Source organism: Pseudomonas sp. TH21, from assembly GCF_016651025.1.
Classification (GTDB): domain Bacteria; phylum Pseudomonadota; class Gammaproteobacteria; order Pseudomonadales; family Pseudomonadaceae; genus Aquipseudomonas; species Aquipseudomonas aylmerensis.
The window spans coordinates 5,883,091-5,900,164 of record NZ_JAEKEQ010000001.1; the positions used below are offsets into that span (position 1 = coordinate 5,883,091).

General features: G+C 60.0%; 17 protein-coding genes and 1 pseudogene. 10 read left to right on the forward strand and 8 right to left on the reverse strand.

The window, feature by feature from the left end; all coding sequences use genetic code 11:
* The first annotated feature begins 17 nt into the window (after positions 1–17).
* The 9 genes from exaC to JFU04_RS26090 all read left to right on the forward strand — a co-directional run bounded on the left by exaC (position 18) and on the right by JFU04_RS26090 (position 9,456).
* Positions 18–1,538, forward strand: coding sequence for an acetaldehyde dehydrogenase ExaC (exaC, locus tag JFU04_RS26050; protein ID WP_065910036.1), 1,521 nt, complete (start codon positions 18–20; stop codon positions 1,536–1,538).
* A 205-nt stretch (positions 1,539–1,743) separates the two neighbouring features.
* The gene (gene eat, locus JFU04_RS26055) at positions 1,744–3,192 is read left to right on the forward strand and encodes an ethanolamine permease (protein ID WP_201145965.1); all 1,449 of its coding nucleotides are present in this window, start codon (positions 1,744–1,746) and stop codon (positions 3,190–3,192) included.
* 64 nt (positions 3,193–3,256) lie between these two features.
* The gene (locus tag JFU04_RS26060) at positions 3,257–4,651 is read left to right on the forward strand and encodes an ethanolamine ammonia-lyase subunit EutB (protein WP_065910032.1); all 1,395 of its coding nucleotides are present in this window, start codon (positions 3,257–3,259) and stop codon (positions 4,649–4,651) included.
* Positions 4,648–5,481, forward strand: a complete 834-nt coding sequence (eutC, locus tag JFU04_RS26065) for an ethanolamine ammonia-lyase subunit EutC (protein WP_106802526.1) — start codon at positions 4,648–4,650, stop codon at positions 5,479–5,481. Before JFU04_RS26060 ends, eutC begins: the two co-directional genes overlap by 4 nt.
* A gap of 92 nt (positions 5,482–5,573) precedes the next feature.
* Positions 5,574–6,032, forward strand: coding sequence for a GNAT family N-acetyltransferase (locus tag JFU04_RS26070; RefSeq protein WP_065910028.1), 459 nt, complete (start codon positions 5,574–5,576; stop codon positions 6,030–6,032).
* Between the two features lie 324 nt (positions 6,033–6,356).
* Positions 6,357–7,013, forward strand: coding sequence for a DedA family protein (locus tag JFU04_RS26075; RefSeq protein WP_065910026.1), 657 nt, complete (start codon positions 6,357–6,359; stop codon positions 7,011–7,013).
* A 6-nt stretch (positions 7,014–7,019) separates the two neighbouring features.
* A complete protein-coding gene (locus JFU04_RS26080) occupies positions 7,020–7,835 on the forward strand; it encodes a M90 family metallopeptidase (RefSeq protein WP_201145966.1) in 816 nt (271 codons plus the stop codon).
* 109 nt (positions 7,836–7,944) lie between these two features.
* Entirely contained in the window at positions 7,945–8,472 is a 528-nt protein-coding gene (ppa, locus tag JFU04_RS26085; protein WP_003219382.1) for an inorganic diphosphatase, read from the forward strand.
* Positions 8,473–8,685: 213 nt separating this feature from the next.
* The gene (locus JFU04_RS26090) at positions 8,686–9,456 is read left to right on the forward strand and encodes a LexA family transcriptional regulator (protein WP_106802525.1); all 771 of its coding nucleotides are present in this window, start codon (positions 8,686–8,688) and stop codon (positions 9,454–9,456) included.
* 301 nt (positions 9,457–9,757) lie between these two features.
* Here JFU04_RS26090 and JFU04_RS26095 read toward each other — a convergent pair whose 3' ends face one another.
* The 8 genes and pseudogenes from JFU04_RS26095 to JFU04_RS26130 all read right to left on the reverse strand — a co-directional run bounded on the left by JFU04_RS26095 (position 9,758) and on the right by JFU04_RS26130 (position 15,951).
* A complete protein-coding gene (locus JFU04_RS26095) occupies positions 9,758–10,915 on the reverse strand; it encodes a glutathionylspermidine synthase family protein (RefSeq protein WP_201145967.1) in 1,158 nt (385 codons plus the stop codon).
* Positions 10,916–10,927: 12 nt separating this feature from the next.
* Positions 10,928–11,638 (reverse strand): DUF1190 domain-containing protein, encoded by a 711-nt coding sequence (locus JFU04_RS26100; protein WP_065910018.1) that lies wholly within the window; start codon positions 11,636–11,638, stop codon positions 10,928–10,930.
* Positions 11,639–11,656: 18 nt separating this feature from the next.
* Positions 11,657–12,085: a DUF350 domain-containing protein gene (locus tag JFU04_RS26105; RefSeq protein ID WP_065910015.1), complete on the reverse strand. Its 429-nt coding sequence runs from the start codon at positions 12,083–12,085 to the stop codon at positions 11,657–11,659.
* Between the two features lie 15 nt (positions 12,086–12,100).
* A complete protein-coding gene (locus JFU04_RS26110) occupies positions 12,101–12,775 on the reverse strand; it encodes a DUF2491 family protein (protein ID WP_201145968.1) in 675 nt (224 codons plus the stop codon).
* On the reverse strand, positions 12,762–13,796 hold the full coding sequence (locus tag JFU04_RS26115) for an ion channel (RefSeq protein ID WP_106802522.1): 1,035 nt from the start codon (positions 13,794–13,796) through the stop codon (positions 12,762–12,764). Before JFU04_RS26115 ends, JFU04_RS26110 begins: the two co-directional genes overlap by 14 nt.
* Positions 13,797–13,869: 73 nt before the next feature.
* A pseudogene (locus JFU04_RS26120) lies at positions 13,870–14,430 on the reverse strand (rhomboid family intramembrane serine protease).
* 115 nt (positions 14,431–14,545) lie between these two features.
* Positions 14,546–15,244 (reverse strand): PspA/IM30 family protein, encoded by a 699-nt coding sequence (locus tag JFU04_RS26125; RefSeq protein WP_106802520.1) that lies wholly within the window; start codon positions 15,242–15,244, stop codon positions 14,546–14,548.
* Between the two features lie 17 nt (positions 15,245–15,261).
* Positions 15,262–15,951, reverse strand: a complete 690-nt coding sequence (locus tag JFU04_RS26130) for a YjfI family protein (protein ID WP_065910000.1) — start codon at positions 15,949–15,951, stop codon at positions 15,262–15,264.
* A gap of 262 nt (positions 15,952–16,213) precedes the next feature.
* Between JFU04_RS26130 and ycaC the strand changes: the two genes are divergently transcribed.
* The gene (gene ycaC / locus JFU04_RS26135; protein WP_065909998.1) at positions 16,214–16,846 is read left to right on the forward strand and encodes an isochorismate family cysteine hydrolase YcaC; all 633 of its coding nucleotides are present in this window, start codon (positions 16,214–16,216) and stop codon (positions 16,844–16,846) included.
* Positions 16,847–17,074: the final 228 nt, after the last annotated feature.

Consider the following 17,074-nt stretch of genomic DNA (forward strand, 5'->3'; position numbering starts at 1 on the left):
AGCCAGGAGAATCCACCATGCGTTACGCACACCCCGGTACCGAAGGCGCGATCGTTTCGTTCAAGGCCAAGTACGGCAACTACATTGGTGGCGAATTCGTTGCGCCGGTCGATGGCAACTATTTCACCAACACCTCGCCGGTCAACGGCAAGCCCATCGCCGAATTCCCGCGCTCCACTGCCAAAGACATCGACAAGGCACTCGACGCCGCCCACGCCGCCGCCGACGCCTGGGGCAAGACCTCGGCCCAGGACCGTTCGCTGGTGCTGCTGAAAATCGCCGACCGCATCGAACAGAACCTCGAACTGCTGGCCATCACCGAAACCTGGGACAACGGCAAGGCCGTGCGTGAAACCCTCAACGCCGACATCCCGCTGGCCGCCGACCACTTCCGCTACTTCGCCGGCTGCATCCGCGCCCAGGAAGGCACCAGCGCCGAAATCAACGAACACACCGCGTCCTACCACTTCCACGAGCCACTCGGCGTGGTCGGCCAGATCATCCCGTGGAATTTCCCGCTGCTGATGGCCGCGTGGAAACTCGCCCCGGCCCTGGCCGCCGGTAACTGCGTAGTGCTCAAGCCTGCCGAGCAAACCCCGCTGGGCATCAACGTGTTGCTCGAAGTCATCGGCGACCTGCTGCCGCCGGGCGTACTGAACGTGGTGCACGGCTTCGGCAAAGAAGCTGGCGAGGCCCTGGCCACCAGCAAGCGCATCGCCAAGATCGCCTTCACCGGCTCCACCCCCGTGGGCTCGCACATCATGCATGCGGCGGCGGAGAACATCATTCCGTCTACCGTTGAGCTGGGCGGCAAGTCGCCGAACATCTTCTTTGCGGACATCATGAAAGCCGAGCCGACTTTTATCGAAAAAGCCGCTGAAGGCCTGGTGCTGGCGTTCTTCAACCAAGGCGAAGTGTGCACCTGCCCCTCACGCGCCCTGGTGGAAGAGTCGATCTACGACGACTTCATGAAAGTGGTGATGAAAAAGATCGAGCAGATCAAGCGTGGCGATCCGCTGGACACCGACACCATGGTCGGCGCCCAGGCGTCCGAGCAGCAGTTCGACAAGATCCTTTCCTACCTGGAAATCGCCAAGGGCGAAGGCGCGCAACTGTTGACCGGCGGCAAGGTCGAGCAACTCACCGGCGACATGGCCGGCGGGTATTACATCCAGCCGACCCTGCTCAAGGGCACCAACGAAATGCGCGTGTTCCAGGAAGAAATCTTTGGCCCAGTGGTGAGCATCACCACCTTCAAGGACGAAGCCGAAGCCCTGGCCATCGCCAACGACACCGAGTTCGGCCTGGGCGCCGGCGTGTGGACCCGCGACATCAACCGCGCCTACCGCATGGGCCGCGCGATCAAGGCCGGCCGCGTGTGGACCAACTGCTATCACCTGTACCCGGCGCATGCCGCGTTCGGCGGCTACAAGAAATCCGGCGTGGGCCGTGAGACCCACAAGATGATGCTCGACCACTATCAGCAGACCAAAAACCTGCTGGTGAGCTACGACATCAATCCGCTGGGCTTCTTCTAACCGACAACCCGCTCCCACATTTGAACTGCAATAAAAATGTGGGAGCGGGCTTGCTCGCGAATGCGGTGGGTCAGCCTAAGACTCAGTGACTGACACACCGCATTCGCGAGCAAGCCCGCTCCCACACTTGATCTTCACAAAACCTTGCTACTCATTCGGCTTACTTAAGTAAGCCGGGAAAAAACAATAAGAAAGGGATTCCATCATGCCTAGCGAACCGAATAGCGCTCCGGCGTCCGGGTCTTCCGTCGACTTCGAAAAAGTCGACTCCCAATACTTCCAACAACGCGAACTTAAAAAAGGCGCTGCCGGCTGGGTCCTGCTGGTCGGCCTTGGCGTGGCCTATGTAATCTCCGGCGATTACGCCGGCTGGAACTTCGGCCTGGCCCAGGGTGGCTGGGGCGGCATGTTTCTCGCCACATTGCTGATGGCCACCATGTACTTGTGCATGTGTTTTTCCCTGGCCGAATTGTCATCCATGATTCCTACCGCCGGCGGCGGCTACGGCTTTGCCCGCAGCGCCTTCGGCCCCTGGGGCGGGTTCCTCACGGGCACCGCCATCCTCATTGAATACGCGATTGCCCCCGCTGCCATCGCGGTGTTTATCGGCGCTTATTGCGAGTCGCTGTTCGGCATCGGCGGCTGGATGATTTACCTGGCGTTCTACATCATCTTTATCGGCATCCACATTTTTGGTGTCGGCGAAGCCTTGAAGCTGATGTTTGTGATTACCACCATCGCCGCGATCGCCCTCGGCGTGTTCCTGGTGTCGATGGTGCCGCACTTCAATGTCGCCAACCTGCTGGACATCCCGGTCACCGAGGCCAAGGGTGCCAGCACCTTCCTGCCGTTCGGCTACGTCGGCGTGTGGGCCGCGATCCCCTATGCCATCTGGTTTTTCCTCGCGGTGGAAGGCGTGCCACTGGCCGCCGAAGAAACCAAGAACCCCAAGCGCGACCTGCCCCGCGGCCTGATCGGCGCCATTGTGGTGCTGACCAGTTTTGCCTTGTTGATCCTGGTGATTGCACCGGGCGGCGCCGGCACCTATGCGCTGGTCAAATCCGGCAACCCGCTGGTCGAGGCGCTGGCGCTGTCGTACGGCGGTTCGACCTGGATGGGCAGTTTCGTCAACCTGGTCGGCCTGGCTGGGCTGATCGCCAGCTTTTTCTCGATTATCTACGCCTATTCACGGCAGATCTTCGCCTTGTCCCGCGCCGGCTACCTGCCGCGCAAGCTGTCGCAGACCAACAAGAGCAAGGCCCCCGTGCTGGCGCTGGTGATCCCCGGCATCATCGGTTTCGGCCTGTCGCTGACTGGCCAGGGCGACTTGCTGATCCTGGTGGCGGTGTTCGGCGCGACCATTTCCTACGTGCTGATGATGGCCGCGCACATCACCTTGCGCATCCGTCGCCCCAAAATGGACCGTCCGTACCGCACGCCCGGCGGCATCTTCACCTCCGGCATTGCCCTGGTGCTGGCCTGCGTGGCCGTCGTGGCGGGCTTTCTGGTGGATCCACGGGTGGTGATTGGCGCGGCGATCATCTATGGAGTATTAATTGCTTACTTTGCTTTCTACAGCCGGCATCACTTGGTAGCAGGCACGCCCGAAGAGGAATTCGCGGCGATCCAGGCCGCAGAGGCCGCCTTGCACTGATAGCCGTAAACCTCGACGCGGGTTCGATTCTCACATCGGGCCCGTGTCATCCAGGAGACACTGTATGGCAAGCTTTTCCCACGCGGTGGGTGCACAGACCTACCGCTTCGACAGCCTCAAGGACGTGATGGCCAAGGCCAGCCCCGCGCGTTCCGGGGACTTTCTCGCCGGCGTCGCCGCGCAGAACGACGGCGAACGTGTCGCGGCGCAAATGGCGCTGGCGAATATCCCGCTGAAGCACTTCCTCGAAGAGGTGCTGATCCCCTATGAAAGCGACGAAGTCACCCGGCTGATCATCGACACCCACGATAAACCCGCGTTTGCCGCGGTCAGCCACCTGACCGTCGGCGGCCTGCGCGACTGGCTGCTCAGCGACGCCGCCGATGAACAAAGCCTACGCGCCCTGGCGCCGGGGCTGACCCCGGAAATGGCCGCTGCCGTCTCCAAAATCATGCGCGTGCAGGACCTGGTGCTCGTGGCGCAGAAGATCCGCGTGGTCACCCAGTTTCGCGGCACCATGGGCCTGCGCGGACGCCTGTCGACGCGGCTGCAGCCCAACCATCCCACGGATGAACCGGCCGGCATTGCCGCGAGCATCCTCGACGGCCTGCTCTATGGCAACGGCGACGCCATGATCGGCATCAACCCGGCCACCGACAGCATCGCCTCGATCTGCGCCATGCTCGAGATGCTCGACGCGATCATCCAGCGCTACGAAATCCCGACCCAGGCTTGCGTGCTGACCCACGTCACCACTTCCATCGAAGCCATCAACCGGGGCGTGCCCCTGGACCTGGTGTTCCAATCGATTGCCGGCACCGAAGCAGCCAACGCCAGTTTCGGCATCAGCCTGAGCGTGCTGCAGGAAGGTTACGACGCCGGCTTGAGCCTGAATCGCGGCACCCTCGGGCAGAACCTGATGTATTTCGAAACCGGCCAGGGCAGCGCCTTGTCGGCCAACGCGCATTTTGGCGTCGACCAGCAAACCTGCGAGACGCGTGCCTACGCCGTGGCCCGGCATTTCAAGCCATTTTTGGTGAATACGGTCGTAGGATTTATCGGCCCGGAGTACCTGTACAACGGTAAGCAGATCATCCGCGCCGGCCTCGAAGATCACTTCTGCGGCAAGCTGCTCGGCGTGCCGATGGGCTGCGACATCTGCTACACCAACCATGCCGAAGCCGACCAGGATGACATGGACACCCTGCTGACCCTGCTGGGCGTGGCCGGGATCAACTTCATCATGGGCATCCCCGGCTCCGACGACATCATGCTCAACTACCAGACCACCTCCTTCCACGACGCCCTCTATGCCCGGCAAACATTGGGTTTAAAACCGGCGCCGGAGTTTGAGCAGTGGCTGGCGAAAATGGGCATCTTCACGCAAGCCGACGGCAAGGTGCATTTCGGCAACAGCCTGCCACCGGCGTTTCGCCACGCCCTGGCGCAACTGGGATGAAGGAGCCGCCCGTGCAACTCGACCTGCCTGACAACCCCTGGCTCGAACTGCGCCGCCTGACGCCGGCGCGCATTGCCCTCGGCCGCACTGGCACGAGCATTCCCACCGGCGCACAACTGGACTTCCAGTTTGCCCACGCCCAGGCGCGGGACGCGGTGCACCTGCCCTTCGACCATGGCGGCCTCAGCAGCCAGCTGGCCGAGCGCGGACGTGACAGCCTGTTGCTGCACAGCGCCGCCGTTGACCGCCATACGTACCTGCAACGCCCGGACCTGGGTCGGCGCTTGAGTGACGAGTCGGCCCAATTACTGCGCGATCATGCATCGGCCAACCCCGGCGGGGTCGACTTGGCAATCGTGGTAGCCGACGGCCTGTCGGCACTGGCGGTGCATAAACATACCCTGCCGTTTCTTACACGCATGGAGGAACAGACCCACGCCGAAGGGTGGTCACTGTCACCGGTGATTCTGGTGGAACAGGGCCGCGTGGCGGTGGCGGATGAGATCGGGCAATTGCTCGGTGCGAAGATGGTGGTGATCCTGATCGGCGAGCGGCCTGGGCTCAGTTCGCCGGACAGCCTGGGCCTGTACTTCACCTACAACCCCAAGGTCGGTCTCACCGATGCCTATCGCAACTGCATCTCCAATGTGCGCCTGGAAGGGTTGAGTTATGGCATGGCGGCCCATCGCCTGCTGTACTTGATGCGAGAAGCGTGTCGCCGGCAGCTGTCGGGGGTCAATCTGAAGGATGAGGCGCAGGTTCAGACCATTGAATCCGACGACCCTGACCTGATGAAAGGCAATTTCCTACTCAGCCCGCCCACGGACTGATACCGGCACGATTGCGCTTTTTCACGCCTTTAGGCAGCATCGAGTTACGGCCGCGTGTGTGGTCATACCCCATTTGGAAGTTGAGGCCTGGCATGCGGATCACTCAAGCGACCCTGGAACACCTGGACCTGTTGACCCCGTTGTTCGTCAAATACCGCGAGTTTTATGGGGCCCTGCCCTTCCCGGATTCCTCGCGCGCCTTCCTCGAAAAACGCCTGCGCCGCAAGGAGTCAGTGATTTACCTGGCCCTCGCCGACGATGACGACAAGAAGTTGCTTGGGTTTTGCCAGCTGTATCCAAGCTTTTCGTCACTGTCGCTCAAGCGCGTATGGATCCTGAATGACATCTACGTCGCCGAGGACGCTCGTCGCCAACTGGTGGCGGACAACTTGATGCGCACCGCGAAGAAAATGGCCAAGGAAACGCAGGCCGTGCGGTTGCGGGTGTCGACCAGCAGTGACAACGAAGTGGCGCAGAAGACCTACGAGTCGATCGGGTTTCGCGAGGACACCGAGTTCAAGAACTACACATTGCCGATCAGCGAAGATTGATCCCAAACCCCACAAATCCCCTGTAGGAGCCGGCTTGCCGGCGATGGCATCACCTCGGTCTCACTGAACACCGAGGTGCCTGCATCGCAGGCAAGCCAGCTCCCACAAAGGCCAGCGGCGACAATCGGACATTCGATAACATTCAGACCGTAACCCAGCCTCTGTGCGACATCCCCCGCTACAAAACCAACAGGCTTTTCACAGCTCAATCCGTATAATGCGGACCTTTCAGGGTTGTAAGAAATGCGGCATACACTTGTAGCCTTACTTACCCGAGCTTCCGCACAGGCCTGCTGAGTCGGGCCATTCACACAGGTGCCATCCATGGATTTCAACCCGCTTGACCTTATCCTGCATCTCGACGTCTACCTCGACCTGCTGGTAACCAATTACGGTCCGTGGATCTACGCCATTCTGTTTCTGGTGATTTTTTGCGAAACCGGCCTGGTGGTCATGCCATTCCTGCCGGGTGATTCGTTGCTGTTTATCGCGGGTGCCGTGGCGGCAGGCGGCGGCATGGACCCGGTATTGCTGGGCGGCCTGCTGATGCTCGCAGCGATTCTCGGCGACAGCACCAATTACGTGATTGGGCGAACGGTCGGCGAACGCTTGTTCAACAATCCGAACTCGAAAATCTTCCGCCGCGACTACCTGCAGAAAACCCACGACTTCTATGATCGCCATGGCGGCAAGACCGTGACGCTGGCGCGCTTCCTGCCGATCCTGCGCACCTTCGCACCGTTCGTCGCCGGCATCGCGAAGATGCCTTACGCACGTTTCTTCGGTTTCAGCGTACTGGGCACCATCCTCTGGGTCGGCGGCCTGGTGACCTTGGGCTACTTCTTCGGCAATGTGCCGTTCATCAAGAAAAACCTGTCGCTGCTGGTGGTGTTCATCATTCTGCTGTCGCTGGTGCCGATGATCATTGGTGTATTCCGCAGCCGTTTTGGCCGCGCATCCTCCGAAGCCAAGCCGCACTGACCGGCAATGTGGTCCCTCAGCGCCTGGCGCCGCCGGCGCCTGCTGGCCAAGCACCCGATTGCCGATGACACCTGGCAGCGGGTGCGCCACCACCTGACCTTCCTCGACGGCCTCAGCGCCGAGCAGGACCAATGGCTGCGCGAAGCCTGCGTGGTGTTCCTCGCCGAAAAACACCTGACCGCCCTGCCCGGCGTCGAACTGCACCAGGAACAACGCCTGCTGCTCGCCGCCCAGGCGCAACTGCCGCTGATGAACCTCGGCGATCTCGACTGGTATCAGGGCTTCCATGAGATCGTGCTGTACCCCGACGACTTCCTCAGCCCCCAGCGCCATCGCGACAGCAGTGGCATCGAACACGAGTGGGACGGCGAACACAGCGGCGAAGCCTGGCAACAAGGCCCGGTCATCCTCGCCTGGCCCGGCGTGCTGGCCAGCGGTCAGTGGGAAGGCTACAACCTGGTGATCCACGAGCTGGCGCACAAGCTCGACATGCTCAACGGCGATGCCAACGGCCTGCCGCCGCTGCATCACGACATGCGCGTGCAGGAATGGGCCAGCGTGATGCAGAGCGCCTTTGATGACCTCAACCGTCAACTGGACGCCAACCCGGACGTCGAGACCGAGATCGACCCCTACGCCGCCGAGAACCCGGCGGAATTCTTCGCGGTCACCAGCGAATATTTCTTCAGCGCCCCGGATTTACTGGTCAACAGTTATCCACAAGTGTACGCCCAACTCAGCCGCTTTTACCGCCAGGATCCGCTGGCCCGCCTCGTCCAACTGCAAGCCAGCGACCCACGCTATCAGCCGCAGGACGAATAACCGTACGACGTCTGGCGCATGGCATCGGCGGCGGAATATGCCTATAATCGCCGCCACTTTTAGGCCAATCCGGCCAAGTTTCTTGGCCAATTAACGGGGGCAACGCCCAATGAGCTACAGCAAGATTCCGGCTGGCAAAGACCTGCCGAACGACATCTACGTCGCCATCGAGATTCCGGCCAACCACGCGCCGATCAAATACGAAATCGACAAAGACAGCGACTGCCTGTTCGTTGACCGTTTCATGGCCACCCCGATGTTCTACCCGGCCAACTACGGTTTTATCCCTAACACCCTGGCCGACGACGGTGACCCCCTCGACGTGCTGGTGGTCACCCCTTACCCAGTGACCCCAGGTTCGGTTATCCGCGCCCGTCCAGTCGGTATCCTGAACATGACCGACGATGGCGGCGGCGATGCCAAAGTTATCGCAGTACCCCACGACAAGCTGTCCCAGCTGTATGTGGACGTGAAGGAATACACCGACCTGCCGCCGCTGTTGCTGGAGCAGATCAAACACTTCTTCGAGAACTACAAAGACCTCGAAAAAGGCAAATGGGTGAAGATCGACGGTTGGGGCAACGCAGACGCCGCCCGCGCCGAGATCCTGAAGTCGGTCGCTGCCTACAAAGGCTGATACCGACTCCTCATTGCCTCGGCAATTGAAAAAGCCCCGATTATTCGGGGCTTTTTTTGTGGGAAAAATTAAACTCAAAGTTGAACACTTTATAAACGCTGTTTAAGTTAATTAACCATCGGAAGTATCAGACTACAACTAAGTAAAAACCTACGTCCGCCAGTCAACGCATAGTTTATTTGATCTGTTTTTCCGACCAGTAAACTTGCGTTTATGAATACATCAGGTGACCGCTTAAAAGCGCTACTGCGGGAAGTTCATCTTTCCGCCTCCGACTTCGCCAAGAACCGTGGTGTCACGCCTCAACACGTGAACAACTGGTTCAAACGCGGTGTACCCATGGGCCGACTCAACGAGATCGCAGAACTGCTGTGCATCTCCAGCCGTTGGCTACGCACCGGCGAAGGCCCCAAACACCCACCGGCCAACTTCCTGCTGGAAGGCCCGGACGCCAGGAAAGGACTCCCTGCTCGCGAAGAAACCGGAAAATACCTCACAGGCCCCGCCTGCCGCCCGGAAAAAATCGACGTGGAGATCGCCCTCCACACTTCATTCATCTCCACCGAATGCATCCGTATCTCACTGCAGACCCTGCAAGCCCTCAACGTCAACGCCGACCGCGCGCTGGGCGCCTACATGGTCGACAACAGCATGATCGACATCATCCAACAGGGCGCCACCCTCGCCATCGACAAAGGCCGCACCCAAATCATCGATGGCGAAATCTACGCGGTCGAACATGACGGCATGCTGCGCATCAAATACCTCTACAACCGACCCGGGGGTGGCTTGCGCATGCGCAGCCACAACGCCAGCGAACACCCGGACGAATACCTCACACACGAACAGCGGTTCGAGCAGAACTTCACCATCGTGGGCTGGGTGTTCTGGTGGTCCACCCTGAACAACCGCCGACCGGTGCCGCTGGACGAACACCTGCTGGGCTGGGAAGGCTCTAAATCGGATCCGGAGGTGGGCATTTGAAGTGAATGTGGGTATCATGCGCCGCACATTTGGCAGGGGGTGGCTTTGCGCTATCCACCTTGCCTGGCGAAGCGGAGGAGTTCCCGCGGATGCCCCTACTATTCAGCCAGACGCGATGTTGGCTGAGCGATTTGAAGGCTGGTGAGGTTTGTCAAAAACAAGCTGAGGCAGTCCCCGAGAAGCCGGCCACAAGCCGGCTTTTTAATGCCTGCACTCCCGCTGGCGCAATGCGGTTGGGATGCTCTCGGAAACGTCCTGCAAATGAAAGCGATCAGCCCTGCTGGCTCTTCAAGCTCCAGCCTCAATCCAATATCAAATGCGGCAAAAACCGACTTGAATCCTTGGTGATCAAACTGTTGTCTTCCCGCACGCCGATGCCGGCGGCTTGATCCCCAATCACCCAAGACCCAATCAGCGTATAGCTGTCCCCAAACCGTGGCAGCGGTGCGAACTCCTGGAGGATAAACGGCGCATCCGTGTAGGGGCCGTCCTCTTTCACAATCAGGCCATCAGCCGTCTGCAACTCGATGTTCGCCCCTTCCCGTGAGAAGAACGGCTTACGTACCCAGCCCTTCGGCACAGCTTTACCTGGCTCAGTATCCAGATGGGCCGCGAGCAAATTCGGGTGGCCTTGGTTGAATTCCCACAACAGCGGCAGGATGCCTTTGTTGGAAATAATCGATTTCCAGGCCGGCTCAAAAAACTGCGTGTCGCTCTGGGCAATCGCCGAACCGAAGGGTTCGTGGAAGATGAACTCCCAGGCGTGCAGTTTGAACAGGTGGGGAATCCAGCGATCTTCGAGGTCGACGAAGCGGCCATCGCTGGTCAGGCCGATGTCTTCGATGTCGATGTGGCGTGATTCGATGCCGACTTTTTCCGCGACCAGGCGCAGGTAGTCGGTGGTGCCTTTGTCTTCGACCGAGTCTTTCATCGAGGCGAAGTAGAACGGCTGGTTGACCTGCAGTTGGGCGAAAGCCTGATGCAGTTTGGTGTCGATGCTGTTGAACTGGTCGGCGTGTTTGGGCAGCAGGCCGCGTTCAATGCATTGTTCCAGCCAGCCCCATTGGAACGCCGCGGCTTCGTAGAGGCTGGTCGGGGTGTCGTAGTTGAGCTCGAGCAACTTGGCGGGGCCGGTGCCGTTGTAGGAGAAGTCCATGCGCCCGTAAAGGTGCGGGTGGCCTTCCAGCCATGAGGTACGGATCATGTCGTAGAAGGGCGCGGGAATGCTCAGGCGTTCGAGCAGTTCTTCGCTGTGGACCACGCGGGCGACGAGGTCCATGCACATGTCATGAATCTCGGTGGTCGGGTCTTCGAGGTCGCGCTCGATTTGCTGGAGCGTGAACTGGTAGTACGCGCTCTCGTCCCAGTAGGGTTCGTCGTCGATGGTATGGAACAGAAAGCCGAGGCTGTCGGCGGTCTGTTTCCAGTCATGGCGCTCTGCGCAAGGGATCTTCTTCATGGCCCGTCTTCCTTAACTGCTCGACCCGCCGCCCCAGCCGCTGCGCGCGCTGGCCTTGCTGCCGAAGCCGCCACGGGAGGTGGCCGAGGCCACGGAGCTAGACTTGCTGGAGGAGCGCAGCGTGTTGGTGTAATTGCTGCTGCCGTAGCGGGCCTGGTTCGAGCGGCCAAACGTGGCGCCCTTCGAGACGCGCTGATTGAGCGTCGAGGAGGCGTAGTCGCCGCGATCATCGCGATAGCGGTACACCGGCTCGGAGCGGTAGCTGTTGCGATTGTTGCTCAGCATGTTGCCGATCAACAGCCCGGTCAGCAGGCTGCTGGTGGAGAAACCCGAGCCGCCACTGTTCGCCTGGGAACCGGCCACTTGGGCATTGGCTGCGTCGACCTGGGATTGCGTCACCTGCCCTTCGGCGGTCAGCTCGAAACCGCCGAGCCTGGGGATGAATTTGCCGGTGGAGTCCTGCTGGCACCAGTCGGCGACAAAATCGGCATCGCAATCGGCCTGGTTGTCGTACACCGGCGCAATGCGGCGATGCTCGGCCATGGCCGTCATGTAGGCGTCCGAGCAGACGTCCACCGGAAGTTTTTCATCGGCGCACTGCTGAACGGACTGGAAGTTGTACTTCTTCTGCAAATCGTAGGTTTTTTCCGTCGGGCCGCAGCCGGATATCGCCATGGCGACCGACGCTGCCAGCGACAGCTGGACGTACTTGCTTCGTTTCATCGGGAGCTCCGTGCGCGATCAGTTCTGGGTAGGCGTCATGCACGCGGCATTCAACATGCCGACGCTGATGGCCACGGCTGCCACATAGATGCCGGCCGCGAGTTCGCCGTTCTTGATGCGCTCGGACGTGCCTTTGAGCACCAGGCTGGTCAGCAGGAACGCCAGCAGTTGGACGACGGCTGCGATCACCGCCCAGACAACGAAGTCGAGGATGCTGATCGAGTAAGCAATCACGTTGCTGGCCGGAATGGCGAAACCGACAATGGCGCCGCCCAGGGCGACCGCCGCGGACACGTTACCCGCCCGGATCAGCTCGAACTCCTTGTGCGGGGTCACACGGGTGTAGATGAACTGGAACAGCATGAACAGGACGGCCGCACCGAGGATGTAGGTGACAAACCCGAGCACGGCGGCTTTGTTCAGGGAAATGGAGAGAGCTTCTAGCATGGACTGCTTCCTTTTTTAGAGCGCATTCAAGTCGGTTGTATACAGCGAAATGCCCAGCGAGGTGCTCAGGCTGACGGTGCCTTCCGCGTCTTCTTCGACGGAAAACAGCAGGAACTCGCGTCGATCGGTCAGGCCTGTGTCACGGGCGTATAGCATCGAGCGGTGTTCGACGCTGTAGGAATTCTCGGGGTTTATCACCTGCTCGCTCATTGCCACCAGCTCGGTCTGGCCCTCCTCGCTGCCCCATACGCGCGTGTATTCGACGCCGTTGTGGGTGTAGGTCGGCAACCCGATCAGGCTCTGGGGCCCCGCCAGCCGGCGCAGTTCGGCTTCGCTGCTGATGGTGACGTAACTGAGGTAGTTGAACAGGATGACGGACTCGACCTGACCGGCGATGTCGCCTGTGGTGTGCACCTGCAGCCAGTAATCTTCGTCGTTCATGTAATAGCGCGACAGCCAGGTCGACTGCCCGAGGTCGACGGTGCCGTTACTCCAGATTTCCTGGGTGCCGGGGATCACCACCGAGGTATGCCCGTCGAGCAACAACTTCAGGGTGGTGTCGAACATCACCCCTTTGCCTGGAGCCAGGCCCAGCGGGCCGGTAGTCGGCAGGGCTTCGGCGGCGGGCCGGTTCGACTGTGGGTTCGCATTCGGGGCCTCAAGCCCCATCAACTGTTTAAACCATCCCATTGGAGATTTCCTTGAGGCGGGTGGAGGCAATGTAGAAGAGTTCGCCGCCTTCAACGCGCGTGGCGCTCGGCGGGTTGATCGACGGTTGCTGGGCGCCTTTGGCGCGATAGCCGATGAGGGTGGCGTTGTGGTGTTCTTTCATCCGCGTGTACAGGTCGCCGAAGGTGGCTTCGAAGGTCGAAGGCAATTTCATCAGGTATTGGGTGGCGCCCTGCCCCACGCACAGCAGCTCGTTAATGACCACCGACGAGCCCGGATCCTGGGAAGCGCGCACCAGCATCTCGATGGCCATGCTCGACGTGCACTCCAGGCTGGGTGCGTAGGAGCTGGCCAGTGCGGCAATCTCACTTTCATTGAAGTGCGCGACCACATGCCCGACAGGGTTCAATTGATTCACCGCCAGCACGGTGGCCAGCGTCAGGTCGTCGGACGGGGTTCGCACCAGCACACGCTCGGCACCGGGCACTCCGGCACGCTGCAACAGCGCGGTGGAGGACAGGCTGTCACCACGGATGAACGCTGCTTTGCCCGGCATCGGGTTTTCGTCGAGGGTGCAGTCGCAGATGACGATCAGGTTGTCGTTTGAGGTTTCGTCTTGCAGCAACAACTCAATGACCCGTTCACTGGACGCGCCTTCCCAGCCAATAAGCACGGTATGGCCGACCTTGCCGGTGAAATCGCCTTTGCCCTTCATGCCTTTTCTCCATGCATCGATGACACTGCTGGTGGTTTTGCCGATGGCTGCTGTCAGCAGCGCAATACCGCCGAGCATGACCCAGGTCGCCACGAACACGCGCCCCGCCGAAGTCTGCGGCGCAAGATCGCCATAGCCGACGGTCAGCGTGGTGGTGAGATAGAAGTAAACAAATGTGGCGGGAGCGGTGAGGTGTTGTTCGCCCAGATACACCAGGCCCAGGTAAGCCGTGCTCAGGTGGACGCCCAGGGCAATGACCAGGCCTGCCCAACCGAAGCGGTGAAAGAGGGACGAGGCGTACAGGCGCAACAGAAGAAAAATCGACATTTCAGTCCCTGACTCCCTGGGTACTTGATTCCTGATGACGTCATCGCCTCGACATCTGGATGCTCAAGTGCGCTCAGCCGGCATTAAACCTGCTGCGTGGTTTGGAGAGAAGTACCTTGGCTGCAATAAATCCGGCGAATGCACCAAACAGATGCCCTTCGAAGGAGATGCCCTGTCGAGGCAGGAAGCCCAGGACCAGCCCGCCATACAGCACCGCCACGACACCGGCCGTTAACAGGTTGCTCCAGCTTCGGTGAAACTAGGCGCGAGACAACAGATAGGCCCACAACCCGAATACCCAACCGCTGGCCCCCACATGCACACCCGCAAAACCGAACAGCCAGACCAGCGAGCCACCCAGCAGGATGATGATCGCGCTGACACTGACGAACCGATGGAGCCCTTCGATAATCACCAACGTGCCCAGGATCAAAAAGGCAATCAGGTTCGCGCTGAGGTGGGCGAAAGACCCGTGCAAAAACGGTGAGGCGAGGATGCCGAACAACCCCTGCAGTGTTCTCGGGACCAGCCCGAACGCCATGAGGCTGTAACCGGTCGCCACATTGAGCAGTTGCAGCGCGACCATGAACAGCGCCAGCCCGGCGATTGTCTTGAAACCCTTCAGGGCGTCCATCCAGACCTCAACGTAAAAAAGGGCAGAGCCTATAAAGCCAGTCCGTTAAGAAAGAGCCCTGCAGCCGTGGCGAGAGAGCTTGCTCCCCGCCACAGCTACAGTGTTCGCCCTTCGCTTACTCGGCCGACTTCTGCTTCAGACGCTCCAGGATCGCATTGGCGCTGCCTTCGTCCGGCGTGATCCCGGCTTCGCGCAGCTTGCGCTCCAGGTCGGTACCGGTCGACGCTTCGGCCAGTTCATCCTGGGCTTGCAGTTCAGCGGCGCGTTGCTGCTGCTTGGCCTGCAGACGATTCAGCGTACCGACGGCAGTCTCCAGCTTGCCGTTGGCACCACCGCTGGCGATGGACGCGCTGACCTGGGCCTTCTGCACGCTTTCGCGAGCCTTGGCCATGTCCACCTGCTGGCGCAGGCTCTTGATCCGGCTTTCAGCCTTGGTGATGTCCTTGCGCATGCTGTCCGCGTAGCCGCCGAACTCGGTGGCCTGCTTGTGCTCTACTTCCCGCTCGTTGGTCAGGGTCGAAATAGCTTCGGCCACTTCCAGGGCGAGGTCTTCACGATTGGCCTGCAGGGCTGCAACCGCCTTGGCTTCCAGATCCTTGATCTTGGCGTCGTACTCGCTGACGCGATCGGTCGCCAATTTGTGCTTGGCCATGATGCTGACCAGCTCACGCTTGGCGTTGGCCAGCGCGGTGTCGGCATCGCGAATTTCCTGATCGAGGATGCGCAGGGCCTGTTGGTCGACGATCGATTCGCCGACTTCGCTGGCACCGCCACGCAGCGCGGTGAACAGTTTGCTCCAGATGGACTGAGTCATTGGATACTCCCGAATACTTAATTGAAGAAACGTTCGAAGGCTTCGCTGGCGCGTTGCACGTTGTCGACGAGGGTTTTCACCTCGGTCACGATATTGGTCAGGCTGGAGTCGGAGCTCAACGCGCCGAACATGTTGTAGACCACCTGCCCGTTCGGCATGGACTCGATACCGATCGAGGACAGCGGGAACATTTCCCGGCTGCGCAACACCGCGTCATTGAACTTCGCGACATCATTGATGGACTCGACATCGACCAGCACGGTATCCACGATGATCTGCTCGCCCACCACCGCGATGTAAATCGGCAAGCCACCGAAGTCGTTCATTTCCAACTTGATGCTGGACTCGGAGCCTTGAACGAGAGAAAGCGTAATGTCGTTGGAGACCACTTCATCCAGGGCCTGGAAGGCCGTGAAGAGGCGATCGATATTCCAGTTGGTACCTGCGCTCATGAAATTCTCCGACATGAATGAGCCAGCCAGAATCGGCTGGCGAAGCTGTTTCTCCATCTGCTTGAGCAGGCTTCGGTTTTCGGGAAGCACCCAAGTTTCGTGTTTCACGTAGCCGGCGGCCGCCAGGCCTGCGCGCATCTGCTTCATGTAAAAGCTCGATGGTTTTTTCGCAGACGGCTTCAAGCGCTCTCCCTGAAGGCTTGCTGGATCGGAATCGAGCCCGGCGGGCGGGTTCGATGGAGAGCTGCTTTTCATGGTACTGACCTCGGTGTGAAAAACTCACGCGTGAGAAAATCTACAGGCTATTTCTGACGTACTCAATAGCTCACGCGTGAGATTTTTCTCCTTACATTTTCATGTCACTAAAAAGACCTATCCTCTTGCCCACCCGACAATTGTCTCTTCTGAGTTGACGGTATTACCTGTCCCAGCCGATTTATCCCCCGCAGCCCACCCATTAATCTGTGCCCATGTTGAACGCAACGCCCAACCAACCTAAACAAAAAAGGATTCAACCATGAGCACTGCAACCTACAACCGCTTGAACAAAGACGACGCCATCGTACTGCTGGTCGACCACCAGACCGGCCTGATCTCCCTGGTCCAGGACTTCTCGCCCAACGAGTTCAAGAACAACGTGCTGGCCCTGGCCGACCTGGCGAAGTTCTTCAACCTGCCGACGATCCTCACCACCAGCTTCGAGCAAGGCCCCAATGGCCCGCTGGTGCCGGAGTTGAAAGCGATGTTCCCGGACGCGCCGTACATCGCCCGACCTGGTCAGATCAACGCGTGGGACAACGAAGACTTCGTCAAGGCAATCAAGGCCACCGGCCGCAAGCAGATCATCATCGCCGGCGTGGTCACGGATGTGTGCGTAGCGTTCCCGACCTTGTCGGCGCTGGCGGAAGGGTTCGAGGTGTTCGTGGTGACCGATGCTTCCGGCACCTTCAACACCACGGTGCAGCAGGCCGCATGGAGCCGTATGACACAGGCCGGTGCACAGTTGATGAACTGGTTCTCGGTAGCGTGTGAGTTGCAGGGCGACTGGCGCAACGACATTGAAGGCCTGGGGAATCTGTTGTCGCAGCGTATTCCGAACTATCGCAACTTGATGAATGGGTATGCGGCGCTGACGGCTCATCAGCAGTAAGTCAGCCGAGATTCGCGACAAGCCTGCCCTGAAAAGCAGGCTTTCGTTGTTTCAGGCACGCCTTGAGTCTCACCTATACGCGCTGCGCCCTCACGACACTTGCCATCGCCCGCGATAAGCGAGAGCTGTCCACGCCAATTGCCGCGTTGCAAAGAATGCAGACGCAGCCGGTGGAATTTGAAACCCCGCTAAAAAGAAGCAGCGGGCACTGTTCGTCAATGAGCAAGG

Bases quoted from the DNA above. Each gene is read 5' to 3' on its own strand.
- exaC (WP_065910036.1), top strand. From the start codon at position 18: ATGCGTTACGCACACCCCGGTACCGAAGGCGCGATCGTTTCGTTCAAG.
- eat (WP_201145965.1), top strand. From the start codon at position 1,744: ATGCCTAGCGAACCGAATAGCGCTCCGGCGTCCGGGTCTTCCGTCGAC.
- JFU04_RS26060 (WP_065910032.1), top strand. From the start codon at position 3,257: ATGGCAAGCTTTTCCCACGCGGTGGGTGCACAGACCTACCGCTTCGAC.
- eutC (WP_106802526.1), top strand. From the start codon at position 4,648: ATGAAGGAGCCGCCCGTGCAACTCGACCTGCCTGACAACCCCTGGCTC.
- JFU04_RS26070 (WP_065910028.1), top strand. From the start codon at position 5,574: ATGCGGATCACTCAAGCGACCCTGGAACACCTGGACCTGTTGACCCCG.
- JFU04_RS26075 (WP_065910026.1), top strand. From the start codon at position 6,357: ATGGATTTCAACCCGCTTGACCTTATCCTGCATCTCGACGTCTACCTC.
- JFU04_RS26080 (WP_201145966.1), top strand. From the start codon at position 7,020: ATGTGGTCCCTCAGCGCCTGGCGCCGCCGGCGCCTGCTGGCCAAGCAC.
- ppa (WP_003219382.1), top strand. From the start codon at position 7,945: ATGAGCTACAGCAAGATTCCGGCTGGCAAAGACCTGCCGAACGACATC.
- JFU04_RS26090 (WP_106802525.1), top strand. From the start codon at position 8,686: ATGAATACATCAGGTGACCGCTTAAAAGCGCTACTGCGGGAAGTTCAT.
- JFU04_RS26095 (WP_201145967.1), bottom strand. From the start codon at position 10,915: ATGAAGAAGATCCCTTGCGCAGAGCGCCATGACTGGAAACAGACCGCC.
- JFU04_RS26100 (WP_065910018.1), bottom strand. From the start codon at position 11,638: ATGAAACGAAGCAAGTACGTCCAGCTGTCGCTGGCAGCGTCGGTCGCC.
- JFU04_RS26105 (WP_065910015.1), bottom strand. From the start codon at position 12,085: ATGCTAGAAGCTCTCTCCATTTCCCTGAACAAAGCCGCCGTGCTCGGG.
- JFU04_RS26110 (WP_201145968.1), bottom strand. From the start codon at position 12,775: ATGGGATGGTTTAAACAGTTGATGGGGCTTGAGGCCCCGAATGCGAAC.
- JFU04_RS26115 (WP_106802522.1), bottom strand. From the start codon at position 13,796: ATGTCGATTTTTCTTCTGTTGCGCCTGTACGCCTCGTCCCTCTTTCAC.
- JFU04_RS26125 (WP_106802520.1), bottom strand. From the start codon at position 15,244: ATGACTCAGTCCATCTGGAGCAAACTGTTCACCGCGCTGCGTGGCGGT.
- JFU04_RS26130 (WP_065910000.1), bottom strand. From the start codon at position 15,951: ATGAAAAGCAGCTCTCCATCGAACCCGCCCGCCGGGCTCGATTCCGAT.
- ycaC (WP_065909998.1), top strand. From the start codon at position 16,214: ATGAGCACTGCAACCTACAACCGCTTGAACAAAGACGACGCCATCGTA.